We start from the raw sequence: 26,026 nt of genomic DNA, 5'->3' as shown, positions 1-26,026 counted from the left end.
TTCTGACTTAAAGGTCAGGAAATCATCTTTTGTCGATCAACGACCTGTTTCTTCATTATTGACCCTCGCGGGTTAGCCTGCTTTTTGCGGGATTCGTGCCAAAAACCGCCGAGTGCGCACTCCGCCATGACCCTCCATGTGCGCTACACTGCGCCGCTTGTGCAGATCGAAGAGTTTGAAGGGACAACCATGACGTTCAAGGCGCCGGACAGCCTCGCCGAGCAAATTGCTCACCACCTCGCCGAACGCATCATTCGTGGCGAAATGAAGCCGGGGGAGCGCATCCAGGAACAAAAAGTCACGCTGGCCCTCAATGTCAGCCGCGGCTCGGTCCGCGAAGCCTTGCTGATCCTCGAGCGTCGCCACCTGATCGCGATCCTGCCGCGACGCGGCGCCCACGTGACCGAGCTCACCGCGCACAAGGTGCAGAGCCTGTGCACGCTGATGAGCGAGTTGTACATCCTGCTCGGCAATGCTGTGGCCGGCGGTTGGCAAGTCCAGGCCGACATGGCGCCGTTCGTGCAGATCCAGCAGCGCCTGACCGACAGTTACGAGCGTCAGGACATCCGCACCTTCGTCGACGACAGCTTCAATGTGATGCGCGCTGCGTATCCATTTGCCAATAACCCGTACTTGCAGGAAACCGTCGAGAATTTGCAGCCGGCCATGAGCCGCGCCTATTTCCTCGCGCTGGAGCAGCGCAAGGCGTCGATGAGCGAGTTTCTCGAGTTGTTCGAACGCTTGCTCGCGGCCGTGCTGGCCCGTGACTTTCCGCAGATCCGCGAAGTGCTGACGGCGTACGCCCAGCGCAGTTGCGATCTGGTGGTTTCTGCCCTGACGGACGCTTAAGCGTGCGGCTCAAGTGCATCAAGCTGGCGGGGTTCAAATCCTTCGTCGATCCGACAACGGTGAACTTCCCCAGTAACATGGCGGCGGTGGTTGGGCCCAATGGTTGCGGCAAGTCGAACATCATCGACGCCGTGCGCTGGGTGATGGGCGAGAGCTCGGCCAAGAACCTGCGTGGCGAATCGATGACCGACGTCATCTTCAACGGTTCGACCAGCCGCAAACCGGTGAGCCAGGCGAGTATCGAGTTGGTGTTCGATAACTCCGATGGCACGCTGCTTGGCGAATACGCTGCCTATGCGGAAATCTCCATTCGCCGCAAAGTGACGCGCGACAGCCAGACCACTTACTACCTCAACGGCACCAAATGCCGCCGCCGCGATATCACCGACATCTTTCTCGGTACCGGCCTGGGGCCGCGCAGCTACTCGATCATCGAGCAGGGGATGATCTCCAAGCTGATCGAGTCGAAACCCGAAGACTTGCGCAACTTTATTGAAGAAGCGGCGGGCATTTCCAAGTACAAGGAGCGCCGCCGCGAGACCGAAAACCGTATTCGTCGCACCCATGAAAACCTGGAACGCCTGACCGACCTGCGCGAAGAACTGACGCGTCAGCTGGAACGCTTGCACCGCCAGGCCGAGGCGGCCAAGAAGTATCAGGAATACAAGGGCGAGGAGCGGCAGCTCAAGGCGCAACTGTCGGCGTTGCGCTGGCAGGCGTTGAACGAACAGGTCGGTCAGCGCGAAGCAGTCATCGGCAACCAGGAAGTCACTTTCGAAGCGCTGGTGGCTGAGCAACGCAACGCCGATGCGAGCATCGAACGCTTTCGCGACGGGCACCATGATCTGTCGGAGCGCTTCAATCTGGTGCAGGGGCGTTTCTATTCGGTTGGCGGCGACATTGCCCGGGTCGAGCAGAGCATCCAGCACGGACAGCAACGTTTGCGTCAGTTGCAGGACGATCTGAAAGAAGCCGAGCGCGCGCGTCTGGAAACCGAGTCGCATCTGGGCCACGACCGCACCTTGCTGCTGACCCTGGGCGAAGAGCTGGACATGCTCACGCCGGAACAGGAAGTCACCAGCGCCGCCGCCGAAGAAGCCGCCGCCGCGCTGGAAGAGTCCGAAACCACCATGCACGGCTGGCAGGAGCAGTGGGACACGTTCAACCTGACCGCCGCCGAGCCGCGTCGCCAATCCGAAGTTCAGCAGTCGCGCATCCAGCAGCTGGAAACCAGCATGGAGCGTTTGGCTGATCGCCAGAAGCGTCTCGGCGAAGAACGCGCCTTGCTCTCGGCGGACCCGGAAGACGCGGCGATCATGGAGCTCAGCGAGCAGTTGGCCGCTTCCGAGGCGACGCTCGAAGACTTGCAGGCCAGTGAAGAAGCGCAGGTCGAGCGCCTCGAGCAACTGCGTCAGGAATTGCAGCAAGCGCTGTCGGCGCAGCAACAGGCCCAGGGCGATTTGCAGCGCCTCAACGGCCGTCTCGCCTCGCTTGAAGCGTTGCAGCAAGCCGCGCTCGATCCGGGCACCGGCACCGCTGAATGGCTGCGCGAACAACACCTGGCTGACCGTCCGCGTCTGGCCGAAGGCCTCAAGGTTGAAGCCGGTTGGGAACTGGCGGTGGAAACCGTGCTCGGCGCTGATCTGCAAGCGGTGCTGGTGGATGATTTCGGCGATTTCGATCTGGCCGGTTTTGCCCAGGGCGATTTGCGCTTGCTCAGTCCCGCCAGCGATGGCGTGCGCGTGCCCGGCAGTCTGCTCGACAAGGTCGAGGCACAGATCGATCTGTCGCCGTGGCTGGGGCAGGTCAAACCGGTTGAAAGCCTCGAACAGGCCTTGGCGCTACGCAGTCAACTGACCGCCGGCCAGAGCCTGATCAGCCGCGACGGCTATTGGGTCGGTCGACATTTTTTACGTGTGCGTCGGGCCAGCGAAGCGGAAAGCGGCGTGCTGGCGCGCGGTCAGGAAATCCAGTCTCTGAGCATCGAACGCGAGGAGCGCGAGGCCACGGTCGAAACCCTTGAAACGCAACTGCAAAATCTGCGGGCACAGCAGCGTCAGCAGGAAAATGGTCGCGAACATTTGCGCCGTTTGCTGCAAGACGAAGCGCGTCAGCAAGGCGAATTGAAAGCCCAGTTGTCCGCCGGCAAGGCCAAGGCCGAGCAACTGACCTTGCGCCGTACCCGTCTCGATGAAGAGCTCACCGAACTGGCGGAACAACGCGCCCTGGAGCACGAAAACATCGGCGAAGCGCGCCTGCAATTGCAGGAAGCCCTCGACGCCATGGCGCTGGACACCGAGCAGCGTGAGTTGCTGCTGGCCCAGCGCGACAGCCTGCGCGAGCGACTGGATCGCGTGCGTCAGGAAGCTCGTCAGCACAAGGATCACGCGCATCAACTGGCGGTGCGTCTAGGCTCGCTCAAGGCGCAACACGACTCGACGCGTCAGGCGCTGGAGCGGCTGGAAATGCAGTCCGAGCGTCTGACCGAAAAACGCGAACAGCTCAGCCTCAATCTGGAGGAGGGCGAGGCGCCGCTGGAAGAGCTGCGCCTTAAACTTGAAGAGTTGCTCGACAAGCGCATGACCGTCGACGAAGGACTCAAGACTGCACAAATCGCGCTGGAAGATGCCGACCGCGAACTGCGTGACGCCGAGAAACGCCGCAATCAGGCTGAGCAGCAATCGCAGTTGATTCGTGGCCAGATGGAAACGCAGCGCATGGAATGGCAAGCCCTGACCGTGCGCCGCAAGACCCTGGAAGATCAGTTGCTGGAAGACGGCTACGACCTGCACGGCGTACTCGGCACACTTACGAGCGAAGCCAACGAGAAGGACGCCGAAGAGGAACTTGAGCGCATTGCCGCGCGCATTCAGCGCCTCGGGGCGATCAACCTCGCGGCCATCGACGAATATCAGCAACAATCCGAGCGTAAACGTTATCTGGATGCGCAGAACGACGATCTGGTGGAGGCGCTCGACACCCTAGAGAATGTGATTCGCAAGATCGACAAGGAAACCCGCAACCGCTTCAAGGATACCTTTGATCAGATCAATGGCGGTTTACAGGCGCTTTTCCCAAAAGTTTTCGGTGGCGGACGCGCGTATTTGGAACTGACGGGCGAAGATCTACTCGATACAGGGGTAACGATCATGGCGCAGCCGCCCGGAAAGAAGAACAGCACCATCCATTTGCTCTCTGGCGGCGAAAAAGCCCTGACCGCATTGGCCCTGGTTTTTGCGATCTTCAAGTTGAATCCGGCGCCGTTCTGCATGCTCGATGAAGTTGACGCACCACTGGATGACGCTAACGTTGGACGCTACGCACGGTTGGTGAAAGAGATGTCGCAGACAGTGCAATTCATCTATATCACCCACAACAAGATCGCCATGGAAATGGCCGATCAACTGATGGGGGTGACGATGCACGAGCCCGGTTGTTCGCGTCTGGTGGCCGTGGATGTCGAGGAGGCAATGGCGATGGTAGATGCCTGAGCCGATGTTTGCAGGGTTAGTATTTTGCCGGTACAGGGTTATTTACCTGGCTTGACTTGCTGGCCAATCGACATATTCGCGCAAGCCATTGTGACAGACGGTGTAAAGTTGCCTTTGGTCGTGCTAGTTTAATGTCAATTTTTCGTATACGTGGGCAAAACGCCTGTCAGAACATAGAGTTGGCGCCACGTTTTAAAGCGGTTTGCGAGTTGTAAACCCCTTATTTTTCAGCATTTTTTATAGAGGCACGGGATTACATGGAAATCGGTCTGCGCGAGTGGCTGATCGTCATCGGCATTATTGTCATTGCCGGTATTCTTTTCGATGGCTGGCGCCGGATGCGCGGCGGCAAGGGAAAACTGAAGTTCCGTCTTGATCGAAGTCTGTCCAATCTGCCGGACGAGGACACCAGCGCCGAGCTGTTGGGCCCGCCCCGCGTCCTGGATACCCACAAAGAACCGCAACTGGACGAGCATGATCTGCCGTCGGTGAGCATGCCGGCCCGTGAACCCCGTGAATCGGGTTCCAAGCGCGGCAAGCGTGGCCATGGCGAACCTTCCCAGGGCGACATGAACCTCAGCCTGGATCTGGACGGCGGCCCGAGCTTCAGCAGCCGTGACGACGATTTCCCGGATGACAGCAAGTCTTCGCCGTCGGTCAGCGACAAGGAACAACCGCAAGCCGAAGAAGTGCTGGTGATCAGCGTGATCTGCCGCGACGCCGCCGGCTTCAAGGGCCCGGCGCTATTGCAGAATATTCTGGAAAGCGGTCTGCGCTTTGGCGAGATGGATATTTTCCACCGCCACGAAAGCATGGCCGGCAATGGCGAAGTCCTGTTCTCCATGGCTAATGCGGTCAAGCCGGGCATCTTCGATCTGGACGACATCGACCACTTCAGCACCCCGGCCGTGAGTTTCTTCCTCGGTCTGCCGGGCCCACGTAATCCGAAGCTATCCTTCGACCTTATGGTGTCGGCAGCGCGCAAATTGTCCCAGGAGCTGAACGGCGAATTGAAAGACGATCAGCGCAGTGTGCTGACCGCGCAGACTATCGAACATTACCGTCAGCGCATCGTCGAATTCGAACGTCGTGCCCTGACCCAGAAGCGCTGATATTGGCAACGTGCGGGAATCGTGACGCGACCCCCGCACCTTGTAGGAGCCAGCTTGCTGGCGATGGCAGTCTCAAGTACGCCATCGTCGGAACGCCGCCTGCAGCAAGCAGGCTCCTACAATGATTTATACCGCATCAACAGATTGAGCAGCCTCGGCTGCTCTTTTGCTTTATGAGAGAACACCCATGACCGCCGCCAAAACCCGCATTCTAGAGCTGCGCGCTGAGCTGGATCAGCACAACTATCGCTATCACGTGATGGACGAGCCGAGCATTCCGGACGCCGAATACGACCGGTTGTTCCACGAGCTCAAGGCCCTCGAAGCGGCCCACCCCGAACTGATCACCAGCGACTCGCCGACCCAGCGCGTCGGCAGCGCGGCGCTGTCGGCGTTCACGCAGGTGCGTCACGAAGTACCGATGCTCAGCCTCGGCAACGCCTTCGAAGAAACCGACATGCGCGAGTTCGATCGTCGGGTGACCGAAGGCCTCGACCTGCCGGCCGGCGACTTGTTTGACGGCGGGGCAGTGGTGGAATACAGCTGCGAACCGAAACTCGATGGCCTGGCGGTCAGCCTGCTGTATCAGGACGGTGTGTTGGTGCGCGGCGCGACGCGCGGCGACGGCACCACCGGCGAAGACATCAGCGTCAACGTTCGCACCGTGCGTAATATTCCGCTCAAACTGCAAGGCAGTGGCTGGCCGGCGACCCTGGAGGTGCGCGGCGAAGTGTTCATGTCCAAGGCCGGTTTCGAACGGCTCAACGCCACGCAACTGGAGGTCGGCGGCAAGACCTTCGCCAACCCGCGCAACGCGGCGGCGGGCAGCTTGCGGCAACTGGACTCGAAGATCACTGCCAACCGTCCGCTGGAATTCTGCTGCTACGGCATTGGCCAGGTTTCGGCGGAGATTGCCGACACACACATCGGCAATCTCAAACAACTTCAGGCATGGGGCATGCCGATCAGTCGCGAGCTGAAACTGGCGCACGGCATCGATGAGTGCCTAGATTACTACCGCGACATCGGTGAGCGTCGCAACGCGCTCGCCTATGAAATCGACGGTGTGGTGTTCAAGGTCAACAGCATCGCCTCCCAGCGTGAGCTGGGTTTCCGCGCTCGCGAACCGCGCTGGGCGATTGCCCACAAATTCCCGGCGATGGAAGAACTCACCGAGTTGCTCGACGTGGAATTCCAGGTCGGTCGGACTGGTGCTGTGACACCGGTGGCGCGCTTGAAGCCGGTCAAGGTGGCGGGCGTCACCGTGGCCAATGCGACGCTGCACAACATGGACGAAGTGGCGCGTCTGGGGCTGATGATCGGTGACACGGTGATCATCCGTCGTGCGGGCGACGTGATTCCGCAAGTGGTGCAAGTGGTCTTGGAGCGCCGTCCGGAAAACGCACGGCCCGTGCAGATTCCTGAGCAGTGCCCGGTCTGCGGTTCGCATGTCGAACGCACACAATTGGTCAAACGCAGCAAGGGCCGCGAAACCGTCAGCGAGGGCGCGGTGTACCGCTGCGTCGGTCGGCTGGCCTGCGGTGCGCAACTCAAGCAGGCGATCATCCACTTCGTTTCCCGTCGCGCGATGGACATCGAAGGCTTGGGCGAGAAGAGTGTCGAGCAGTTGGTGGACGAGGGGCTGGTGAGTTCACCGGCTGATCTTTACGCCCTGACGTTCGAGCAAATCGTCGATCTGGAAGGTTTTGCCGAGCTGTCGAGCAAGAATCTGCTCAGCGCTATCGAGGACAGCAAGAAGCCAGGCCTGGCGCGCTTCATCTATGCCCTCGGCATTCCCGATGTCGGCGAAGAGACGGCCAAGGTGTTGGCGCGCTCTCTCGGCTCGCTGGAGCGGGTTCAACAGGCGCTGCCGCAAGTGCTCACGTACTTGCCGGATGTCGGCCTGGAAGTGGCGCACGAGATTCACAGCTTCTTCGAAGATACGCATAACCGGCAGGTGATCGCGGATCTGCTCAAGCATGGCCTGCAGATTCAGGATCAGGGTGAGTTGGGTGCAGAGTTTGCGGCGAGTACCACGCTGGGCGGTTTCCTCGACAAGCTGCACATTCCTTCAGTCGGGCCGGGCGGGGCGCAGAAACTGGCGGACAAGTTCGGTTCACTGGAAGGGGTGTGCGCTGCTGACTGGCTGGACATGCGTCAGGCGCTGCCAGAGAAGCAGGCGAATTCGGTTCGCGAGTTTTTTGCGGTCGCCGAACATCGCCAGATTGCTGAAGCCGCTGAAAAGCAGCTGCGTGATTTCGGCATGCACTGGCAGAGCGAGAAAAAGGTCGTCGAGGGCTTACCGCTGGCCGGGCAGACCTGGGTATTGACCGGTTCGCTGGAATTGATGAGCCGCGATATCGCCAAGGACAAACTGGAAAGCCTCGGCGCCAAAGTGGCCGGTTCGGTGTCGGCCAAGACCCATTGTGTAGTGGCCGGGCCGGGTGCCGGTTCGAAGTTGGCCAAGGCTAATGAGCTTGGGTTGAAGGTGCTGGATGAAGAGGCGTTTGTCGGGTTTCTGAGTGCCCATGGTATTTCTGCGTGATGCCAATCGCCGGCAAGCCGGCTCCTACACAATCCTGTAGGAGCCGGCTTGCCGGCGATAGCGATATCAGTCACACCACATAAAACTGGAACGATTGGTAAGCAATCGTGATCTAGTCTTGGCAAGCCCCAGGGAGAGATCGCCATGCACCGCTTCTTCGAACAGCTCAGTTCACGCATCGCTGCGCCGTTCATTGGCGAAAGCTCGCGCAACAGCAAGGTCTGGCATTGTCGCTGCGGGCAGTCGCTGTTCTTTCGCAACAGCCAGTGTCTGGCCTGTTCAGCGGCGTTGGGTTATCAACCTGAGCGCAGTCGCTTGTCGTCGCTGCAACCCGGCTTGCAGACAGACACCTGGATACTCGACGCCGACCCTGAGTCGGGTGTGTTCCGTCGCTGTGTCAACCTCGATTCCCCGGCTGCGTGCAATTGGCTACTGCCGGCCAACGATCACGATGCGTTGTGCATCGCCTGCAGCTTGAATCGCACCATTCCTGATTTATCGATTGCTGAAAATCACGAACGCTGGCGCAAGGTCGAAACCGCCAAGCGTCGGCTGGTCGCTCAATTGGTCAGCCTGGGGTTGCAGGTCATCCCCAAAACTGTGGACGAAGAAACCGGCCTGGCCTTCGATTTCATCGGCGTCGACCTCGAAGGCAAACCGCCGACCACCGGCCATGCGAACGGTCTGATCACCCTCGATATCAAAGAAGCCGACGACGCCCACCGCGAGCAGGTGCGGGTGCAGATGCACGAGCCGTATCGCACATTGCTCGGGCACTTTCGTCACGAGGTCGGACATTACTATTGGGATCGGCTGATCGCCAACGGCCAGTGGCTGGAACCGTTTCGCGGCGTGTTCGGCGACGAGCGGGCGAGTTACGCCGAGGCGCTCGATCGGCATTACCAGCAAGGCGCGCCGCTCGACTGGCAGCAACATTTCGTCAGCGCCTACGCCACCATGCATCCCTGGGAAGACTGGGCCGAAACCTGGGCGCATTACCTGCACATGATGGACGCGGTAGACACCGCCCTCGGCTTTGGCATGAGTGCGCGGGAAATGGATTTCGACTACCAGCCATTCCCGTCCAGCACCCTCTATGATCCGCAGCATCCCGGTGGCGCGGCGTTCCTGTCATTCGTCAATGCGTGGATCGAACTCGCCGGCATGCTCAACGAACTGTCGCGCAGCATGGGCCAGCCGGATTTCTACCCGTTCGTATTGCCGCCAGCGGTGATCGCCAAGTTGCACTTCATTCACCTGGTGATCCAGCAGGAGGGTGGCAGGGCGGATGAGGTGTTGCAGGACCTTTAGGCGCCTGCGCTCTTTTCAGTCTGCGCATGTCCTTGAAGCTGCTCATATTTTTTAATCCACGCGAACGGTTGTAACTTCGTCTCAGACAGGTACAATGGCGCGGCTCGCCGTCAGGCAAGCGTCGTTATGGTGACCCCATCGGTCCCCCCGCAACGATTACCCGTGAACCTGGTCAGATCCGGAAGGAAGCAGCCACAGCGGGAACATTGTGTGCCGGGGTGTGGCTGGTGGGGTTGCCTCCAATCATCTAAGTGATTGATTCTTAACGGTTTTTCACCCTTTACCACGCGGTGGTACAAGGAGTGATACATCCGTGTCGACCATCCCGTCCTACCTTTTGCTGTCCCGCCACTCGGTCTACTACTTCCGAATCGTGGTGCCGGATGTCATTCGCCCGTTGTTCCCCCAAAGAGAAATACGTCGCTCCCTGCAAACTCGTTGCAAGCGGGAGGCGCTGATTCGTGGGCGTGACATTCTGGCCCAGGTCCAGGGTCTGTTCACGCAGGCGTTCCAGGGTGTCAGGCCGTCGCTTGAGTTCATTCGCGGGGCCTGGGAGGCGGGAGGAAAGCGTCTCGCTAGCTGGGCGTCGTGGTTGCGGCAGCAGCAGTTGATAGGTGCTGCTATGCCCTTACCTTCGCTAGTGACAGAGCGGTCCGCAGATGCCCTTCAGTCCCCTCCCATAACTCCTGTCGTGATGGCGAAGCCCATTGTTCAGCAGTCGCCAGGCTTCCTTTCCGTAGTCGACGAACAACTAACCCACCAGCGCCGGGAAGGTGTTGCGGTCAAGTCGCTGGACGACAAGCGTGCGGTCGCGGTGCTGCTGACCCGAATCATTGGCGACATGCCCATCGACCAGATAACCCGGAAGGACGCACACCTGTTCCGGGAGACTGCGTTGAAGCTGCCCCCGCGCTTGCACCAGTTGCCCGACCAGCCTCTTGAGCAATCAATTGCGGAGGCGACGACGACCATCAGCGTGACGACCTTCAACAACTACGTGAAGAACCTGACGACATTCTTTTCGTATGCGGTCAGGGAGGGCTATTGCAGTCGCAATCCGTTCGATGGTCTGCGCGTACGTATACGGCGCAAGGTGAGCGAGGAGCGAAGCGCTTTCAGTGCTGACGACCTAAAGGCGTTGTTTAACACAGCCACGTATGCGCCGGCCCATGGTCGTAAGCCAAATCAATACTGGCTGCCTCTCTTGGGGCTCTACACGGGTGCCAGGCTCAACGAACTGTGCCAGCTTTACACTGACGACGTGGTTACCATTGACGGCATTCCCTGCATTCACATACGGGCTACAAGGCCGGACCAGAAGCTTAAGACGGCCTCATCCGAACGACTTGTGCCGATACATTCCAGGCTCCTTGCGTTGGGTTTCCTGGAGTACGTAACGAAGGTGAAGGCGACGGGGAGCGAGCGTATCTTCCCGGAGCTGACCTGCCATAAGAAGCATGGCTACAGTGCGGCTCCGTCGAAGTGGTTCACCAGGGTGCGCGAACAGCTGGGCTTCCGTGACGACGTCGCCAAGAAAGACTTTCACAGCTTTCGTCATACGCTTGCAGACCACCTGAAACAAAAAGGTGTTGCTGAATCGTTAGTTGGCGGGGTGCTCGGGCACCAAGCTGGCGGCATCACCTTTGGACGCTACGGTAAAGACTTCAGGCCAGACGTTTTGGCTCCCGTTGTGGAGCTTGTCAGTCTCGAGTCTTTGTAGCACTCGATTCAGCAAAGGGCGGTTGGCAGCATCCTTCAGCTGCTTGTAACGTGAATGCGACGAGAGGGCAAAACATGCGAATTGTGAGCTTGAGTATCTGTCTTAAACCGGATTACACCGAACATACGAAAAGTATTATTACGCGCTACTGGGATAGGTATGAAGAAGGTCTATTCATAGAAGACGTTGTTTCCATTGGTAAAGAAACTGGGGAAAGCCCGGCTGGCCTACTTGAGTACGTGAGGAAGCATAGTACCGCGCGTCTTCAAGACGTAACCTGTCCAAGCTGCGCAGGTGCTGTGTATGTTGATTGTCGTTCTTCCTACCTGAAGCACATGCGGGACATACAGCGGCCTTGCGATTCATGTCTCTATGGGCCACAAGATGAAGATGAAGATGAAGATGAAGCTGAAGCTGAAGCTGAAGCTGAAGCTGAAGGGGGTATCGGTTTCTCGAATGTTGATGAGCGCTTGAGCGAAAGCCAGGACGCTGGTCAATGTTCCGCCGATATGGAGGAGCATGTACTGATGGCTAAGCCTGTAAAAGTGTTTTCGGGCCTCATGATTGATCTTTCTATTTTCAGTGCGAGCCCCGCAGAGGCTGTAGCGGCATGTCAAGGTGCAACGTTGGCAGTTGTGAAGGATGGAGTACCGTTGTTTTACTGTGTTTCCCCCGACGTCATGGCTAAGAATAATGAGAAAGACGCTTCAACGTCGTAGCCTTCCTCAATGAGTCGGGCTGCGATATCAGCGGGAACACGCTGGCCTTTGTCCCACCAGTGCAGGTAGGCCAGAGTCAGTAGGGGGTGGCGGCGGAAGTCGTGGTCCTCCACCAGGGGTTGTGGTGCGCCTGGTTCGCCCAGGCCGAAGCGGTTCAAGCGGCCGGCTCCACGTAGGCTGCGGGTTTGCGGCCCTTCAGCATTGGGAGGAGGCCCTTGTGGTACATGTCCACCAGTTTGTTCTGGCCAGCTTCCAGGACGACCACTTTGGAATAGCCCAGGTGGTCGAACGTTTCGTCGAACAGGACGCCTTTAAACTTTGCGTAGACAGACCAGTGGCCGTGCTTCTTGTGCAGGTATTGCATGTCGTACAGGCGGGTCTGGACGGCGTTGATAGAGACGCCAGGCAACTTGCGGCAGAAGTCGACGATGCCCAGGGCTTTACGCTTGGCCAACGCTTGGCCAACTTCAGCGGCTGGGAGGAGGCGTTCGATGTGGGCTTCCTGGGCTGAGGAAACACGCGCCAGGTGGTCGTTGGTCAGTGCCAGGGCTTGCTTGTCCAGGGCCAGTTGGTCGCGCTCCTGGGAGAGGCGTTCAACCTTCCTCGACATGATGGACATTGCCCGCATGACCAGTTCGTCTTCGGACAGCTCGCCGGTTGCGACCTTCTCTTCGCCCATGACATAGGCGCCGTCCTTGCGGATGGCCGGGAGGACAACGCGTGTTACCCATTCTTGGAAGGCTTTGGCTTCGGGCTTACGGGAGCGCATGACCAGCTTGTACAGGCCGGATTCGCTGATTAGCTTCGACTTGCGCATGGTTAAACCATTAGCAAGCTCGACGGTTGCTATCGAAAGCTCATCAGGGGCCAAGCGTCGGTAGTGGTTCTGATAGGACCGATTCACGGCGGCGAACAATCCCAGACATTCACAGACGTCGCCGGCTACAAACCAGGGTTGGCCGTCCTGCTCGATGACACGGACGTTCATAAGGCCGAAGCCAAAAGTTTGCACCTGGTTCATTTCACGTCTCCAACCAGCACGCGGATGTTCAGGGCCGCTTGGGTAGCCGCCTTCGCTTCGTCACGGAGGGCCACTGCCTGGTTGTCCAGGTCTTCGGCCTGCTCCATCTTGGCGTCAGCTTGGGCGTGGTTGTGCTTTGCCAGGGTCTCTAGTTGGCTCACGGCCTTCTGGAAGCCTTTGAGGATGGTGTTAAAGGCCTTCATTTGGAGACCTCCTGCATGTTCACGTCGACCTGGATGACCATTTCGTCGCGCAGCTTCAGGACATCTTTGACGTGGTGGACGTGGCTGATAGTGATTCGCTCGATGTGTTCCTTCAGTGCAGCGCGGAGGCGGTCTTCGAAGGCGTCCATTTGTTCTTCAACAATGAGGTCCAACACGACGTGCTGAAGGTGGGCTTCAAGGCCGCGCTTGGTGAGGTCCACAAGGGACAGGGCAGTGGTATCAGAGAGCTTGTTCATGGGGGTTATCAAGTCCTGGGGGCTCGATCTTGGCGTAATTCTGGTCGGTAAAAAAACAGGGGGGCTCAGACACGTGGCCGCTGAGCATCAGAAGGGTGCCCGCTAACAGGCCTTCGTCGAGACCTGAAGCGGGTTCTTCAATCGCGCGCACAACTACCGCCGGATGACCGTCCGGGAGCAGTCGTAAGCAACCTGCGACTTGATAGGTGGGCTGCTTATGGCTGCGCCCATCGCCCTCCAAGCCTGAGCACAACCGAACAGCATTGTGCTGCTGTAGATGGTTTGGAGGGGGGCTGGTGTAGCGCTTAGATGGTGGCGTTACGGCGCTTCGCCGAGTTCACCGTGTAACGTGCGACCTCATAGGGCAGGCCCAGTTGTCTGGAAGCTTCGGCAATCGACATGCCCCCATTGCACAGCGCAATCACCTGCGTTCTTTGCTCGGGTGTAGTCTTGAAGATGCTTCGGCCCTGCTCTTTGCGTAACTCGTGTGCGTGCCTGACGTTCTCTGACTGGGTGACCCACTCCAAGTTGCTGGCCGCATTATTGCTGGGCCTGCCGTCTTTGTGGTTTACCTGTGGCTTTCCTTCGGGGTTAGGAGCGAAGGCGCGCGCTGTCAGAATGTGCAGTAGCTGTGACTCTTTTAGTGGTGGTCTACCGATATTGACGTAGCAATAGCAGCCGCTGGCGGAAGACCCATGCTTCAGTTCCCTGGGTTCCTTGCGCTTGAAGCTGATGGCTCTTCCGTCACTTGTGAAGGCGTAGCCGGGGAAGTCAGGCAAGGTGCGCGCGAGTACGCCCTCGTAGATGAATTCGGCGGAGGCTTCGGTTTCGTCGAAGACGAATGAGTGGCTGATGGTAGTTTCGGTTTCTCTGTTGAAACGGGTTGCGATAGATGTCATTGGTTTGTTTGTTGTACGGTGGCCGAATGGCCGTAGGGAGAGTCCAGCGCGCACGCGGATACAACGCCCTGACATTGCGTCGGTGGGGCATTAGCGAGTTGCTGGGGTTATGGTGCCGACTACCGGAAAGGCATCGGCGGGGTCTTTATCGGAGCCAGGGCTCTCAATGTTGCTAGACCAAAGATGGAGGCTTTTACACAAGGGCGGCCGTGGTAGCCGGCAGTAGCGAAGCTGCTGTTGGGTGCCCAACGAGGACGACCAACAAGTAAGGGCGGTTGTGGAGCTAATCCGTTGTTGGTCCCTTAAAAAGGAAAACTGATTAAGGCTTTGGTTGAAGACAGCTAACCATATTCCCTGACTTGATCTTGATTGTTGGTCCGGCTCTACGGCCCATGCAGCAGCTACGCTACTGCCTGTTCCACGCCTGCCCTGACGGTGCCGCTCATATAATATCTGCGGGGAAAGTGAGACCCCGTGACACGTGGGCTACAGGCATGGTTAACCGCCAAAGTCGGCGGGTCTAATTTCGAGCCAATCCGTATACGCGATGTCACGACCTTGGAGGTCACCTCTCCACGCGTACCACGGATGCACCGTGATACGTGTAGGCCATTGGCGTCCCTGGGTCTTGCGCTTCACAACGTTCATGCTTTCTAGGTCCATGAGTGCGCGTTCAACCGACCTCAGAGGGGTGCCCAGTGCGTTGGCCAAATCTTCAATACGACCGAACCAGTAATTTCGCCCGGACAGGTTTTGCCCGAGGTGGGCTAACGTGCAAACGGCGTTTGCTGAAGCGCCAGAGCCAAGCAGCTCAATGGCTTTTGTTGAACTGAAGTATTTGTTGTCAATCCAGGTATCGAACGGGGCCAGTGCTTCAGTCAGTTCCTCACCGTCCCTCGCTTGGGCGGGGAACTTGGTGTCGAGACCCACGTAGGCATTAACCCGGCGTTCGACTCTAAATCTGGGAAGCTTCCGGGTAGCGTGGATGATTTGGCCGGTATTCAGGTCGGCAAAGTACGTGTGTCCCTTGTCCGTAACGGCGACGGTCGGTCTGCCTCCTGTTGGCTTGATTTGTGTGTCAGTGACCTGGACGTCACATTGCGGAGGAACTTCAACGTTCATCTTGTGCGCGTCCATTCAGCGCGTCCTTACTATAGGTCCGAGGGCGCACCAGTAAGGCGCCTCCCTGTCGGACTGGAGTAGGTCCAGCATGTCGGCGTTGGTCCATGTCAGCCCGGTAATCAAGGCAAGTTCCAGGGCTTCTGCGAGTCGCGTGTCGCGCCCTTTCCGTTTGCTGATGGCGTTAGCCAGGTGAGTCAGTCGGTCGATGTGTTCTTTTCGGAGGTGCAGGTTGAGTCGCACCAATGGGGATGGGAGTTTCAAGGGATCGATGTCCGGTGATAGCGAACGCAAACGCCCCGCCGAAGGTGTTCGGGCAGGGTGAGTGTTTCGTGGCGAGAGGAGGTAGTTGCGGGGGCAGCCTGGCGAATGCCGGGTGCGGTTATACAAGGATTGGCGGTAATTCAGGAGCCCTCACAGGGTGCCTTAACGGCCTCGTAGTGGTTTTCCCGTAGGGGTGTATTTCCCTTTGTCGGCTTGTGATTCTAGGTCGTTTCAGCCTGTATTGGAGTGATCTTGCTCTTGGCTGCGTGAGAGCAGGCGCGCTTTACTCCTGCCGTGGAGATACTCCAATGCTTGGCAGTGTCCGCAATGCTGGCTCTGTTTTCTTGCCGCCACGCCGCGACAGCCAGGTCGTCGATTTTCTTCACTGCGCCCAACTTTTTACCTTGTGCCCTGGCTTTATCAATCCCGGCCATCTGTCGCGCTTTTATGTTGGACCGCTCAAGCTTTGCGACCGCAGCGAGCATGGTAAGCATCGCCTCGCCAATTGGTGTTGATAGGTCGAACCCTTCACGGAGTGAAATAACGGCAACATCTTTGTCCTTCAGCGCCTGCACAGTGGTCAGTACGTCGATGGTGTCCCTGCCCAGACGGTCAATGGCGTAGACCACAACGGTATCTCCTTTCCTGGCGTACTTGAACAGAGCCTCAAATCCAGGACGCTCGATTGCTTTGGTTGCACCGCTTGTGCCTTCGTCGCAGAACCATTCGGCAATACTGTGACGCTGCTCAATTGCATGGCGTTGTGCATCGGTACTTTGGTCGTCGGTGCTGACTCGGAGGTAGGCGATTGTGGCGGTCATGAGGAGGCGCGTCCTGGCTCGGTAAGTAGGCTCAGATTGTGAGGTGGTGGCTCAGTCAGTGTCAACACATTTGAGCTATTGCGGAGAGCTTATTCTGTGCGGGTCGTCGCCTGCCATTTACCTGGCTCGTAGGGTGTACTTTCTGAGCCATGTGAGTACGCGTCCCTTCAGCATCCATACGCATGCCAACTGATGTGACAGGTACTCAGGTTGCGACGCTTCAGGGAGAGCTGGCTTGACTGAGGTCCGTGGGCCGATGCCGATGCTGGTGCTGCGTGACGGATAGGGCGGAGATGCCCCCCCCCACGGGGGAAAAGTGCCAATCGTCATCTATTACATGGGGCAACAGATTTTTGGGCAGAAAGTAGTCCTGGCATTTCCGGTATCAGTTATTCATCTTCGTCCTCCCCATCTTCATCGCTAGAGAGGCTGGGAGCGGTCTCTTCCACATAGTCCTCGCAGCCCTGGTTGAAGGATGACGAGGGGGTGCTGCAACTTGACGTGTCGTCGATGTCGTTGTCTTCCGCCCATTGATAGCCAGCGTCGTAGCCTTCTCCGGCGAAGGCTGGGCTGAGGATGATTCCGGCGAGTAAGGAGGCGATTAGGAGCGTTCTCATAGGTCCTTCCTGAGTGAAGTGTGTCAGTATGATGTTGGTGGCGCATTGCCATGGTAATGGGGGATGGAATGAAAGGTATATTGATCTTCTCGACGCTGGTAATCGCAGCGTTCACCAATACGGCCCATGCCGATAAATACGTGACCGGCTACACCAAGAGCAGTGGGACGTATGTTGCTCCTCACGTCCGGTCCTCGGCAGACTCCAGCTACAACAACAACTGGACGGTCAAAGGCAACACCAACCCCTATACTGGGCAGAACGGGACCCGACAGCCTCAGTATGGCGGCAGTCAGTCCTACGGCTCGTCCTTCGGGTCGACGCGCTCGACCGGCAAAACCGGCTCCACCTACCGCGCCCCTCGGTATTGATTTGACGCATAGCCCTGCTTGACCGTTACAGGCCGTTCTGAGCGCTTGTTGGTCGACTCGAAATTAAATATCCGCTTCCACGAACTCTAGTGGACGGCCTATATGTTCCTGGCTGGTGGATTGTATTTAATGAGACAAGTGCGTGGCATCTTCAGCCGCTTCACTGTCCAGTAAGGTGCGCTGTGCTATTCCATTGACACGCCCACGGCCTAGAGGATCGATCTTAGGATGACCCAACAAGAGTTGATCCAACATCTGAGGCGCCAGATTACTTTTCTCCGTAACTCTGCAACAGCATATGACCGAGGATGCGCGGAGGAAGGCATCCGGATAGCAGTCGTTATTCGCGTGCTTTGCCACGACAGCGGCCGTTGCACTTCTCTGCTCACGCATATGGGCGCGAAGAACAATCTACAGCTGGTGAGCACCGCGAGGACGCTTCCCCCTACCATTTCCGCACACTCTCTGCCTTTCGGTGATCTGCTGGGAGAAATGGTACTTGGTGAAACGATCCATCATGCCTCTATTCCTCCCGCCTCACCCACCGTCCTGTGTCCTGACTGGTGGCGTGAGACAGTCCTCGTTCGCAATTACGAGCCATATAGCCGTAGAGATGTGGTTTTAACTGCTGCTCACAAGGATGGGGGCGCACATGTTGATAAACCTGATAAACGCTTGGAGGCTCTCCGAGAAGGCTTCTGGGTGAAGGTCTCAAAAAATGACGCCGGAGAAGAGATACGTGAATCTATGGGGGATACACACTTCTGGGTGCTGCGTCGGTTTGCCGACGAGCTACTTCATAGCCCGGGGCTACTCGCCTTCATTACGTGACGGGAAGTCCAACCAAGACTTTAAGTAGGGAGGGGGCGGCGTTGAGGTTTATTACTTACATGGGGTCTCGGATTTCTCTTCCGAAACTGTGCTCCTGCTAGCCCATTTAAAGGCCAGCCGGAATGCAAAGAGTTCCACTACTTTGGGAACGGATCTATGGCCTTGAAAATACCTGTCTTTGACATTTGGCGACGCAGTTCGAACCGTGCCAAGGCTTCAACGACCTCGATGTCAGCCAGGCGTCTGAAATCAATGTCACTCCAGGCTGCCTTTTCCACTCGAACCGAGAAAAGGTATTCGTCGCTAACACACCCTGTCCCCTTGTTCGGGCGCTGTGAGTAACCGGAGAGGACAACTGTGGTTGCCTTGGGAAGGGCGGCAAAAAGGTTTCGCCGATTATCCTAAAGGCCACTGCATGGGCATGGGCCATATAGAGTTTCTGGACGGCTGTAGCTGACATCGCCTTCACCGATAACTTCAACCCTTTAGCAAGCTACGGCGAGAAGGATTCAACCGCCCAGGAGTAGCGGATTCATTTGACGATGCGCCTTTTGATTTTCCCCACTGTGCCGATTAAGTCGTTGCCGTCAAGATGCCTTTGTAACCCAAACTTTGCCCCAAACGCCTCCGACTCTTCATTGGTCGACTCGATACCGATGTTGCTGTACCCGACGCGCTCCGCGCATTCCACCAGGAACGCCATGAAGCGCCGCCCGTGGCCTTTACGAGTGGGTGTGAAGCCTATCCGAGCGATGACCAGGCAGTTGGTCCCTGCCCAGTGCCCCCTCGGCGGTGTAACTCTGAGGTAGAGGTCATATTTGAGCGTCCTTGCGTTCACCGTAGGCCCAAGTCCCAACGTCACATGGTTGCGCTTGTAACCGAATTGGGCGGCAAGGTAGGGAGTCAGCAACTCCGCTAAATGCGCAGCTCTTGCACGCGCTTCCTTGTTCTCCAGCTCCTCCAGCTGTTTTGTTTCGAAATCCTGCTCCGCGTATATCAGGGGTTTCATGCCTTATTCCTCATCGGTCGAGACGGCTGGCGCAAATGGCAGGCGTTTGGATTAAGCCTGGCTTCGCCCTTTATAGATGAGGAATGGCATGGATTCAAATAAAAAGTTATAAGAACCGGAACCGGTTTTGATAATTGGATATAAGCCAGGGCTGGTTGGGATTTGCCGGGCTGGCACCTTCTGGTGGTACAAAAGGGAGACAAACGGGTGATACAAACGGCTTGCCGAGCGCCCCTGTACTTGCCATACAATGCCGCCAAATTCACATCCGCGTGATGGTGAAGAATCGTGCGTCGCTCCTCTGGAAGCCCCAGGCAAGCGTCGTTATGGTGACCCCATCGGTCCCCCCGCAACGATTACCCGTGAACCTGGTCAGATCCGGAAGGAAGCAGCCACAGCGGGAACATTGTGTGCCGGGGTGTGGCTGGTGGGGTTGCCTCCATAACGCCTCGTGAGCCTTCTCTCGCGTTATCCATTGAAAATGCCGTCTTGTTGCTCTGCCATGGACCCAGTCCAGCGGCGGATTTTTGTCGTCTGCGATGCTGAATTGCGCCGATAAAAAAGGAGGCCGACCTGTCGAATCACGACAAGTCGGCCTCCTTTTTTCATTTCTGCCACTCAGGCTTGGACATGGTCTGGTCAACCGCCGCTGCAATCAGTTTTCCCAGATCCTTCCGGGTGGCTTTGTGGATGACACCACCGGGCGGATTCACCGTTACCTGGCGATTCGTTTCGACATCGGTGAAAAACGCCAACTGCTGCATTCCCTGCAATGGCGGGTGGTGCATTACGTGCTGACCGGGCTTCCCAATCGAGCGTTTCTCTCGGATTTGCTGGATCAGGCGCTGGCGTTCTCGCGGGAGGAAAACATCCCGCTGGCGGTGTGCATGCTCGACCTCGAGGGCTTCAAAGCGGTCAACGACGGCTACGGGCACGCAGTGGCGATCTGTTGCTGGTGGAGGTGGCCAAGCGTTTGCTCGACATTGTTCGCGGCGAGGATGTGGTGGCGCGGCTGGCCGGTGACGAGTTTGTGCTGGTGTTGCGTTATGTGCCGGAAGTGCGCGCGGCGCTGAACCGCGTGCTGGGCGCGATTTCGGCGCCTTACCTGCTGCGGGGCAAGGCCCTGAATGTATTTGCCAGCATCGGCATCAGCCTGTTCCCGGATGACAATCAAGATGCCGAAACCTTGCTGCGTCACGCCGATGCCGGCGGTTGAAGTGCCCGGCTGGGTCGAAGGCTTTGTCGCACCACCGCAATGGCGAGCGCGAGATCAAGTGGCCTGAACTTCGCCTTGCTCTCACAGGTTCAGGGTTTGCCGACATACAGCCGGATAATGTCATCGATCTCCCCGGACATTTTCATCCTCACCAAGGTGCGCAGGATGCGTTGCACGGGCACTTTCGGGTCGTTGCGCACGTAACAGCCGACACTCTGCACTTGCAACACTGCCACGCCTTGCAGTTGTCGCTCAGGCAGCAGGCGCTGATTGAACCAGTCCAGCGTCCATTGATTGCTCACGGCATAGCGGTAGCGTCCGGCCATGAGTTTTTCCAGAACCTGTTCCTGGTTGCGTGCGTCCTCGCGAAGCAGGCGCCCGGCGTCGAACAGCGGTTGCAAGGTGGGGTAGCTATAGCCGTGCACTGTGCCGATGGACTGTCGCGCCAACCCCGCGGGATTGATTGAGGTCGGCAACTCGTGCCGGCTGATCAGCACATCCGGCTGGGTCCAGAGCGGAATGCTCCAGATGTAGTCGCCAGACTGGTTTGGCGACCAGGATTGCGCGGCGTAGCAACGGACATCGACCTCGCCGTGCTCCATGGCGCTTTGCACCCGGGCCCGTGGCAGTACGTGAAACTCGGCCGGAACGCCGACCTGGGTCGCGAGGCTGACCATCACATCATGCAGGATGCCCTGGGTCGGCTGGCCGCGATCCAGCTGCACCATCGGCATCGCCCAGCTGTCGGGCACCACGAAGCGCAGCGGCGCGCCGGCCGCCATGACGTTCAGACTCATCAACAGCAGTGCCCCCAAGGCCAGCCGCATAAACGCTCCGCTACCGATGAAACCCGAGCCGATAAAAATCACCCCAAGTGCATCTTAGCCAGATTAGACGAGCGCGCCGGATGCAATTTTGGCCTTGCTCCGCTAGCATTAGCCGCTTCTGCTTCCCAGTGGCGATGGTTTTCGATGAGTTATCAGGTTCTTGCACGTAAATGGCGTCCGCGCTCGTTCCGCGAAATGGTCGGCCAGACCCATGTGCTCAAGGCTCTGATCAACGCCTTGGACAGCCAGCGGCTGCACCACGCTTACCTCTTCACGGGGACGCGCGGGGTCGGCAAGACCACCATCGCGCGAATCATCGCCAAATGCCTGAACTGTGAAACAGGTATCACTTCGACGCCGTGCGGCGAGTGCTCGGTGTGTCGTGAGATCGATGAAGGCCGTTTCGTCGACCTTATCGAAATCGACGCCGCGAGCCGGACCAAGGTCGAGGACACCCGCGAACTGCTCGACAACGTGCAGTACGCCCCGAGCCGCGGGCGCTTCAAGGTCTACCTGATCGACGAAGTGCACATGCTCTCCAGCCATTCCTTCAATGCGCTGCTGAAAACCCTCGAAGAGCCGCCGCCCTACGTCAAGTTCATCCTGGCAACCACCGATCCACAGAAACTTCCTGCAACGATTCTCTCGCGGTGCCTGCAGTTCTCGCTGAAGAACATGACCCCTGAACGGGTGGTCGAGCATTTGACCCACGTGCTGGGCGTCGAGAACGTGCCGTTCGAAGACGACGCGCTGTGGCTGCTGGGGCGCGCCGCCGATGGTTCGATGCGCGATGCCATGAGCCTGACCGACCAGGCGATTGCCTTCGGTGAAGGGCGGGTCATGGCCGCCGATGTCCGGGCGATGCTTGGCACGCTCGATCACGGTCAGGTTTACGACGTTCTGCACTCGTTGATCGAAGGCGACGCCAGGGCGTTGCTCGAAGCCGTCCGCCATCTGGCGGAGCAAGGCCCGGACTGGAATGGCGTGCTCTCGGAAATTCTCAACGTGCTGCACCGTGTCGCCATCGCCCAGGCCTTGCCTGAAGGCGTCGACAACGGTCAAGGCGACCGTGATCGGGTGCTGGCGCTGGCCCAGGCCTTGCCGGCCGAAGACGTACAGTTTTATTACCAGATGGGCCTGATCGGCCGCCGCGATTTGCCGCTGGCGCCGGACCCGCGCGGTGGCTTCGAAATGGTCTTGCTGCGGATGCTCGCGTTCCGACCGGCGGACACCGCGGATGCACCGAGGCAACCGCTAAAGCCAGTGGGGATCAGCCAGGCCACAGTTGATTCCGCAAACTCAGTGGCTGCCGCGCCGGTTGTTGCGCCGGTAGTTGCTGCGGCAGTTGCACCGGTTGTCACCGCGCCGATTGCGGCGGTGGTTGTTCCCGAGCCTGAGCCGGTTGCGGCCATGGCCGTGCCCGAGTCCGAGCCCGAGCCAGTCCTCGTGCCGGAGCCCGTCGTTGCACCGGTAGCGGTCGAAGCCGTCGTTGACCTGCCGTGGAATGATCCGGTCGAGCCCGAAGTCGTCCAGCAGCCAGCCGTCGAGCCGGTATTGGAAACCGCCGGTGAACAACCCGAATTGCCCCCGATGCCGTTGCCGACGCCTGACAGCGTTGTGCCAGATGCGCCGGAGTGGGCCGCTGCGCCGATCCCGGAACCCTCCGTGGCCGACGTCGACGCCGCGACACCGGGCATCGACCTCGACGACGAGCCACCGCTGGATGAGGATTACATCGAACCAGACATGGATTCGGCGTACAGCTATCTAGACGAACTGGCGAGTGAGCATGCCGCCGAACCTGCGCCGGAACCCGAGCCTGAGCCGGCGTCGATGCCCGCCACCGGTCTGGCCCTGCAATGGCTGGAGCTGTTCCCGAAACTGCCGATCTCCGGCATGACTGGCAGCATCGCCGCCAACTGCACGCTGATCTCCGTGGAAGGCGACCACTGGCTGATGCACCTGGACCCGGCCCATAGCGCCTTGTTCAACGCGACCCAGCAACGTCGTCTCAACGATGCGCTGAACCAGTTTCACGGGCGCACGCTGACCCTGAGCATGGAGCTGATCAAGCCCGAGCAGGAAACCCCGGCCCAGGCAGGGGCACGACGCCGCGCCAACCGTCAGCGCGAGGCCGAGGAGTCGATCCACGGCGATCCGTTCATCCAGCAAATGATGCAGCAGTTCGGTGCGGTGGTCCGTAACGATACTATTGAACCTGTCGAAGCCCTGGTCAGTCAGGGCTAATAACTGAAGGCGTTCGGCCGAACGGGCCGGACGCTGTTTTTATCCAAGTACTTTGAGGTGATTCCCATGATGAAAGGTGGCATGGCCGGCCTGATGAAGCAGGCGCAGCAGATGCAGGAAAAAATGGCCAAGATGCAGGAAGAACTGGCCAACGCCGAAGTCACCGGCAAGGCCGGTGGCGATATGGTCACCGTGGTGATGACCGGTCGTCACGACGTCAAACGCGTGACCATCGATCCGAGCCTGGTCGAAGGCCTGAGTGAAGACGACAAAGAGATGCTGGAGGCCGTATTTGCTGCCGCCGTCAACGACGCCGTGCGCAAGATCGAAGCCAACAGCCAGGACAAAATGTCCGGCATGACCGCTGGCATGCAACTGCCTCCGGGTATGAAGCTGCCATTCTGATTCGCCAAAGCGCGTCGGATGAGCTACAAAAAAATGCCAGGCAGTGCGCCTGGCATTTTTGTTTCTGCCTGATGGCGATGTATGTCTATCAGGCCGCTGTCGCGAGCAGGCTCGCTCCCACATCGGAATGCGATCAACCTGTGGGAGCTAGCCGGCTCCGGGCGGCGTTCCGACGAAGAAGTCGACCCGGTCCCGAACAGAAACATCGAACGCCCTACCGCCCCCACGGTCTGCTCCCTTATACCGCTGAATTCATCGATCAAAGGAGACGCTCACATGCCAGAAGCATTGACCCTCAACCAACGTATCGTCCTCGCGTCCCGCCCCGTAGGTGCGCCGACGCCGGAGAATTTCCGCCTGGAACGGGAAGCGCTGCCAGATTTGGCCGAAGGCCAGGTGTTGCTCAAAACCCTGTATCTGTCGCTGGATCCCTACATGCGCGGACGCATGAGTGACGCGCCGTCCTACGCCGCACCGGTGGAAATCGACGAAGTGATGACCGGTGGCGCTGTCAGCCGTGTCGAGCGTTCCATGAATCCCAAGTTCCACGAAGGTGATCTGGTCGTCGGCGCCACCGGCTGGCAGAGCCACAGCATCAGCGACGGTCGCAATATCATTCCGGTGCCGTCCGGGCTGCCGAGCCCGTCAATGGCGCTGGGCGTGCTCGGGATGCCGGGTATGACGGCCTACATGGGCTTGATGGACATCGGTCAGCCAACCTCCGGGGAAACCCTTGTGGTCGCGGCAGCGTCTGGCGCGGTGGGGTCAGTGGTCGGGCAAGTGGCCAAGATCAAGGGGCTGAGGGTGGTTGGCGTGGCCGGTGGCGCGCAGAAATGCCGTTACGTGGTGGATGAGTTGGGTTTCGACGCCTGCATTGACCACCATAGCCCCAACTTCGCCGATGAGCTGGCTCAGGCGTGCCCAGACGGCATCGACATCTATTACGAGAACGTCGGTGGCAAGGTGTTCGACGCGGTGGTGCCGTTGCTCAACCCCAAGGCGCGCATTCCACTGTGCGGGCTGATCGCTTCCTACAACGCCAGCGAAGCGCCGACCGGCCCGGACCGCCTGCCGCAATTGCAGCGCACGTTGCTGACCAAGCGCGTGCGGATTCAGGGTTTTATCGTGTTCGACGACTACGGCGATCGTCAGCCCGAGTTTGTCAGCGCCATGGCGCCGTGGGTGCGCGATGGCAAGGTGAAGTTCCGTGAAGACGTGGTCGATGGTCTTGAGAACGCACCCGAGGCGTTCATCGGTCTGCTGGAGGGACGCAACTTCGGCAAACTGGTGGTGCGGGTCGCGCAGGACTGAGTATTTGACGCTAAAGAGAGGCGCGGGTATAAACCGCGTCTCGTTGTTTTGTCGGACGTTTCCCCATGAGCTTCAGCCCTTTGATTCGCCAACTGATCGATGCCCTGCGAACGTTGCCAGGTGTGGGTCAGAAAACTGCCCAACGCATGGCGTTGCAGCTGCTCGAGCGTGATCGCAGCGGTGGCTCGCGACTGGCCCTGGCGCTCAGCCAGGCCATGGAAGGGGTGGGCCACTGCCGGTTGTGCCGCACGCTGACCGAAGACGACCTGTGTCCTCAATGCGCCGATAACCGCCGCGACGATACCTTGCTGTGCGTGGTTGAAGGCCCGATGGACGTTTACGCAGTGGAGCAGACCGGTTTTCGCGGTCGTTACTTCGTGCTCAAGGGCCATCTGTCGCCGCTCGACGGGCTTGGTCCGGAAGCCATCGGGATTCCGCAATTGCTGGCGCGGATCGAAGAAGCGGGCACCTTTGCCGAGGTCATCCTCGCGACCAACCCGACGGTCGAGGGTGAAGCCACGGCGCATTACATCGCCCAGTTACTCAGCAACAAAGGCCTGATCGCTTCGCGTATTGCCCACGGTGTGCCGTTGGGAGGTGAGCTGGAGTTGGTGGATGGCGGGACGTTGGCGCATTCGTTTGCGGGGCGTAAGCCGATCGCGCTGTAGCGTTCAGCCTGGCGCCATCGCTGGCAAGCCAGCTCCTACAGAATCGGGGGTGGCTGCACATTTTCAGCACAACTCTATCCCTGTAGGAGCCGGCTTGCCGGCGATCCAGACACCTCGATCTATCCGATTCACACATTCCTGTTGAAAACCAAGCAAGCGCTCGGTTAACTTCGCTGAACCTTCAGTGGAGTTC

23 protein-coding genes, 2 other RNA genes and 1 pseudogene are annotated in these 26,026 nt (G+C 58.8%); 16 read left to right on the top strand and 10 right to left on the bottom strand.

The window, feature by feature from the left end:
• Window positions 1-189: 189 nt before the first annotated feature.
• The 8 genes from ACI77H_RS04600 (at window position 190) to ACI77H_RS04565 (ending at window position 11,747) form a co-directional block, all read left to right on the top strand.
• Window positions 190-849, top strand: coding sequence for a GntR family transcriptional regulator (locus tag ACI77H_RS04600; protein ID WP_407011032.1), 660 nt, complete (start codon window positions 190-192; stop codon window positions 847-849).
• A 2-nt stretch (window positions 850-851) separates the two neighbouring features.
• Window positions 852-4,340, top strand: coding sequence for a chromosome segregation protein SMC (gene smc / locus ACI77H_RS04595; protein WP_407010585.1), 3,489 nt, complete (start codon window positions 852-854; stop codon window positions 4,338-4,340).
• 257 nt (window positions 4,341-4,597) lie between these two features.
• Window positions 4,598-5,452 (top strand): cell division protein ZipA, encoded by an 855-nt coding sequence (gene zipA / locus ACI77H_RS04590; protein WP_407010584.1) that lies wholly within the window; start codon window positions 4,598-4,600, stop codon window positions 5,450-5,452.
• Between the two features lie 187 nt (window positions 5,453-5,639).
• On the top strand, window positions 5,640-7,997 hold the full coding sequence (gene ligA / locus ACI77H_RS04585) for an NAD-dependent DNA ligase LigA (protein WP_407010583.1): 2,358 nt from the start codon (window positions 5,640-5,642) through the stop codon (window positions 7,995-7,997).
• Between the two features lie 144 nt (window positions 7,998-8,141).
• A complete protein-coding gene (locus tag ACI77H_RS04580) occupies window positions 8,142-9,308 on the top strand; it encodes a putative zinc-binding metallopeptidase (protein ID WP_407010582.1) in 1,167 nt (388 codons plus the stop codon).
• A gap of 136 nt (window positions 9,309-9,444) precedes the next feature.
• Window positions 9,445-9,541: signal recognition particle sRNA small type (gene ffs, locus ACI77H_RS04575), an RNA gene on the top strand.
• Window positions 9,542-9,621: 80 nt separating this feature from the next.
• Window positions 9,622-11,028: a DUF6538 domain-containing protein gene (locus tag ACI77H_RS04570; protein WP_407010581.1), complete on the top strand. Its 1,407-nt coding sequence runs from the start codon at window positions 9,622-9,624 to the stop codon at window positions 11,026-11,028.
• A 74-nt stretch (window positions 11,029-11,102) separates the two neighbouring features.
• Window positions 11,103-11,747, top strand: coding sequence for a hypothetical protein (locus ACI77H_RS04565; protein ID WP_407010580.1), 645 nt, complete (start codon window positions 11,103-11,105; stop codon window positions 11,745-11,747).
• 154 nt (window positions 11,748-11,901) lie between these two features.
• Here the strand turns inward: ACI77H_RS04565 and ACI77H_RS04560 are convergent, their stop codons facing one another.
• The 7 genes from ACI77H_RS04560 to ACI77H_RS04530 all read right to left on the bottom strand — a co-directional run bounded on the left by ACI77H_RS04560 (window position 11,902) and on the right by ACI77H_RS04530 (window position 16,948).
• Complete coding sequence (locus ACI77H_RS04560) at window positions 11,902-12,768, bottom strand: Bro-N domain-containing protein (RefSeq protein ID WP_407010579.1); 867 nt, start codon at window positions 12,766-12,768, stop codon at window positions 11,902-11,904.
• Window positions 12,765-12,971, bottom strand: coding sequence for a hypothetical protein (locus tag ACI77H_RS04555; RefSeq protein ID WP_407010578.1), 207 nt, complete (start codon window positions 12,969-12,971; stop codon window positions 12,765-12,767). Before ACI77H_RS04555 ends, ACI77H_RS04560 begins: the two co-directional genes overlap by 4 nt.
• On the bottom strand, window positions 12,968-13,228 hold the full coding sequence (locus ACI77H_RS04550; protein WP_407010577.1) for a hypothetical protein: 261 nt from the start codon (window positions 13,226-13,228) through the stop codon (window positions 12,968-12,970). The genes ACI77H_RS04555 and ACI77H_RS04550 overlap by 4 nt, the downstream gene beginning before the upstream one ends.
• A 305-nt stretch (window positions 13,229-13,533) precedes the next feature.
• A complete protein-coding gene (locus ACI77H_RS04545; RefSeq protein WP_407010576.1) occupies window positions 13,534-14,127 on the bottom strand; it encodes an HNH endonuclease signature motif containing protein in 594 nt (197 codons plus the stop codon).
• 498 nt (window positions 14,128-14,625) lie between these two features.
• Window positions 14,626-15,264 carry a hypothetical protein gene (locus ACI77H_RS04540; RefSeq protein WP_407010575.1) on the bottom strand — a complete coding sequence of 213 codons (639 nt, stop codon included), beginning with the start codon at window positions 15,262-15,264 and terminating at the stop codon, window positions 14,626-14,628.
• A 467-nt stretch (window positions 15,265-15,731) separates the two neighbouring features.
• Complete coding sequence (locus tag ACI77H_RS04535) at window positions 15,732-16,331, bottom strand: recombinase family protein (protein ID WP_407010574.1); 600 nt, start codon at window positions 16,329-16,331, stop codon at window positions 15,732-15,734.
• Between the two features lie 389 nt (window positions 16,332-16,720).
• Window positions 16,721-16,948: a hypothetical protein gene (locus ACI77H_RS04530; RefSeq protein ID WP_407010573.1), complete on the bottom strand. Its 228-nt coding sequence runs from the start codon at window positions 16,946-16,948 to the stop codon at window positions 16,721-16,723.
• A 68-nt stretch (window positions 16,949-17,016) separates the two neighbouring features.
• Here ACI77H_RS04530 and ACI77H_RS04525 point away from each other — a divergent pair, with 68 nt between their 5' ends.
• Window positions 17,017-17,319 carry a hypothetical protein gene (locus ACI77H_RS04525; RefSeq protein ID WP_407010571.1) on the top strand — a complete coding sequence of 101 codons (303 nt, stop codon included), beginning with the start codon at window positions 17,017-17,019 and terminating at the stop codon, window positions 17,317-17,319.
• Window positions 17,320-17,547: 228 nt separating this feature from the next.
• Window positions 17,548-18,150, top strand: coding sequence for a hypothetical protein (locus ACI77H_RS04520; protein WP_407010570.1), 603 nt, complete (start codon window positions 17,548-17,550; stop codon window positions 18,148-18,150).
• Between the two features lie 532 nt (window positions 18,151-18,682).
• Here ACI77H_RS04520 and ACI77H_RS04515 read toward each other — a convergent pair.
• On the bottom strand, window positions 18,683-19,159 hold the full coding sequence (locus ACI77H_RS04515; RefSeq protein WP_407010569.1) for a hypothetical protein: 477 nt from the start codon (window positions 19,157-19,159) through the stop codon (window positions 18,683-18,685).
• A 336-nt stretch (window positions 19,160-19,495) separates the two neighbouring features.
• Here ACI77H_RS04515 and ffs (ACI77H_RS04510) point away from each other — a divergent pair.
• Window positions 19,496-19,592: signal recognition particle sRNA small type (gene ffs / locus ACI77H_RS04510), an RNA gene on the top strand.
• 172 nt (window positions 19,593-19,764) lie between these two features.
• Here ffs (ACI77H_RS04510) and ACI77H_RS04505 read toward each other — a convergent pair.
• Window positions 19,765-20,094 carry a hypothetical protein gene (locus tag ACI77H_RS04505; protein ID WP_407010568.1) on the bottom strand — a complete coding sequence of 110 codons (330 nt, stop codon included), beginning with the start codon at window positions 20,092-20,094 and terminating at the stop codon, window positions 19,765-19,767.
• On the opposite strand from ACI77H_RS04505, the pseudogene ACI77H_RS04500 reads away from it, so the two are divergent.
• A pseudogene (locus ACI77H_RS04500) lies at window positions 19,987-20,375 on the top strand (diguanylate cyclase domain-containing protein); the annotation flags it as partial. The gene ACI77H_RS04505 and the pseudogene ACI77H_RS04500 overlap by 108 nt on opposite strands.
• Before the next feature lie 89 nt (window positions 20,376-20,464).
• Here the strand turns inward: ACI77H_RS04500 and ACI77H_RS04495 are convergent.
• Window positions 20,465-21,202, bottom strand: a complete 738-nt coding sequence (locus ACI77H_RS04495) for a substrate-binding periplasmic protein (RefSeq protein WP_407010567.1) — start codon at window positions 21,200-21,202, stop codon at window positions 20,465-20,467.
• Between the two features lie 144 nt (window positions 21,203-21,346).
• Here ACI77H_RS04495 and dnaX point away from each other — a divergent pair, with 144 nt between their 5' ends.
• The 4 genes from dnaX to recR all read left to right on the top strand — a co-directional run bounded on the left by dnaX (window position 21,347) and on the right by recR (window position 25,833).
• Window positions 21,347-23,449, top strand: a complete 2,103-nt coding sequence (gene dnaX, locus ACI77H_RS04490; protein WP_407010565.1) for a DNA polymerase III subunit gamma/tau — start codon at window positions 21,347-21,349, stop codon at window positions 23,447-23,449.
• A 66-nt stretch (window positions 23,450-23,515) separates the two neighbouring features.
• Entirely contained in the window at window positions 23,516-23,854 is a 339-nt protein-coding gene (locus ACI77H_RS04485; RefSeq protein WP_008028561.1) for a YbaB/EbfC family nucleoid-associated protein, read from the top strand.
• A gap of 276 nt (window positions 23,855-24,130) precedes the next feature.
• Window positions 24,131-25,165 carry an NADP-dependent oxidoreductase gene (locus ACI77H_RS04480; RefSeq protein WP_407010563.1) on the top strand — a complete coding sequence of 345 codons (1,035 nt, stop codon included), beginning with the start codon at window positions 24,131-24,133 and terminating at the stop codon, window positions 25,163-25,165.
• Between the two features lie 65 nt (window positions 25,166-25,230).
• Window positions 25,231-25,833, top strand: a complete 603-nt coding sequence (gene recR / locus ACI77H_RS04475; protein WP_123403316.1) for a recombination mediator RecR — start codon at window positions 25,231-25,233, stop codon at window positions 25,831-25,833.
• Window positions 25,834-26,026 lie beyond the last annotated feature (193 nt).

Source organism: Pseudomonas sp. O230, from assembly GCF_045447035.1.
In the GTDB taxonomy this organism is placed as follows: Bacteria; Pseudomonadota; Gammaproteobacteria; order Pseudomonadales; family Pseudomonadaceae; genus Aquipseudomonas.
Note: the sequence above shows the minus strand (reverse complement) of the source record. Positions and strands in the feature narration are given on the sequence as shown.

What these genes read in the sequence shown, in the direction of transcription:
- ACI77H_RS04600 (WP_407011032.1), top strand. Translation starts at nt 190, where the DNA reads ATGACGTTCAAGGCGCCGGACAGCCTCGCCGAGCAAATTGCTCACCAC.
- ACI77H_RS04565 (WP_407010580.1), top strand. Translation starts at nt 11,103, where the DNA reads ATGCGAATTGTGAGCTTGAGTATCTGTCTTAAACCGGATTACACCGAA.
- zipA (WP_407010584.1), top strand. Translation starts at nt 4,598, where the DNA reads ATGGAAATCGGTCTGCGCGAGTGGCTGATCGTCATCGGCATTATTGTC.
- ACI77H_RS04540 (WP_407010575.1), bottom strand. Translation starts at nt 15,264, where the DNA reads ATGGACGCGCACAAGATGAACGTTGAAGTTCCTCCGCAATGTGACGTC.
- recR (WP_123403316.1), top strand. Translation starts at nt 25,231, where the DNA reads ATGAGCTTCAGCCCTTTGATTCGCCAACTGATCGATGCCCTGCGAACG.
- ACI77H_RS04520 (WP_407010570.1), top strand. Translation starts at nt 17,548, where the DNA reads ATGACCCAACAAGAGTTGATCCAACATCTGAGGCGCCAGATTACTTTT.
- ACI77H_RS04555 (WP_407010578.1), bottom strand. Translation starts at nt 12,971, where the DNA reads ATGAAGGCCTTTAACACCATCCTCAAAGGCTTCCAGAAGGCCGTGAGC.
- ACI77H_RS04480 (WP_407010563.1), top strand. Translation starts at nt 24,131, where the DNA reads ATGCCAGAAGCATTGACCCTCAACCAACGTATCGTCCTCGCGTCCCGC.
- ACI77H_RS04580 (WP_407010582.1), top strand. Translation starts at nt 8,142, where the DNA reads ATGCACCGCTTCTTCGAACAGCTCAGTTCACGCATCGCTGCGCCGTTC.
- ACI77H_RS04515 (WP_407010569.1), bottom strand. Translation starts at nt 19,159, where the DNA reads ATGAAACCCCTGATATACGCGGAGCAGGATTTCGAAACAAAACAGCTG.
- dnaX (WP_407010565.1), top strand. Translation starts at nt 21,347, where the DNA reads ATGAGTTATCAGGTTCTTGCACGTAAATGGCGTCCGCGCTCGTTCCGC.
- ACI77H_RS04535 (WP_407010574.1), bottom strand. Translation starts at nt 16,331, where the DNA reads ATGACCGCCACAATCGCCTACCTCCGAGTCAGCACCGACGACCAAAGT.
- ACI77H_RS04485 (WP_008028561.1), top strand. Translation starts at nt 23,516, where the DNA reads ATGATGAAAGGTGGCATGGCCGGCCTGATGAAGCAGGCGCAGCAGATG.
- ACI77H_RS04550 (WP_407010577.1), bottom strand. Translation starts at nt 13,228, where the DNA reads ATGAACAAGCTCTCTGATACCACTGCCCTGTCCCTTGTGGACCTCACC.
- ACI77H_RS04560 (WP_407010579.1), bottom strand. Translation starts at nt 12,768, where the DNA reads ATGAACCAGGTGCAAACTTTTGGCTTCGGCCTTATGAACGTCCGTGTC.
- ACI77H_RS04530 (WP_407010573.1), bottom strand. Translation starts at nt 16,948, where the DNA reads ATGAGAACGCTCCTAATCGCCTCCTTACTCGCCGGAATCATCCTCAGC.
- ACI77H_RS04525 (WP_407010571.1), top strand. Translation starts at nt 17,017, where the DNA reads ATGAAAGGTATATTGATCTTCTCGACGCTGGTAATCGCAGCGTTCACC.
- ACI77H_RS04495 (WP_407010567.1), bottom strand. Translation starts at nt 21,202, where the DNA reads ATGCGGCTGGCCTTGGGGGCACTGCTGTTGATGAGTCTGAACGTCATG.
- ligA (WP_407010583.1), top strand. Translation starts at nt 5,640, where the DNA reads ATGACCGCCGCCAAAACCCGCATTCTAGAGCTGCGCGCTGAGCTGGAT.
- ACI77H_RS04545 (WP_407010576.1), bottom strand. Translation starts at nt 14,127, where the DNA reads ATGACATCTATCGCAACCCGTTTCAACAGAGAAACCGAAACTACCATC.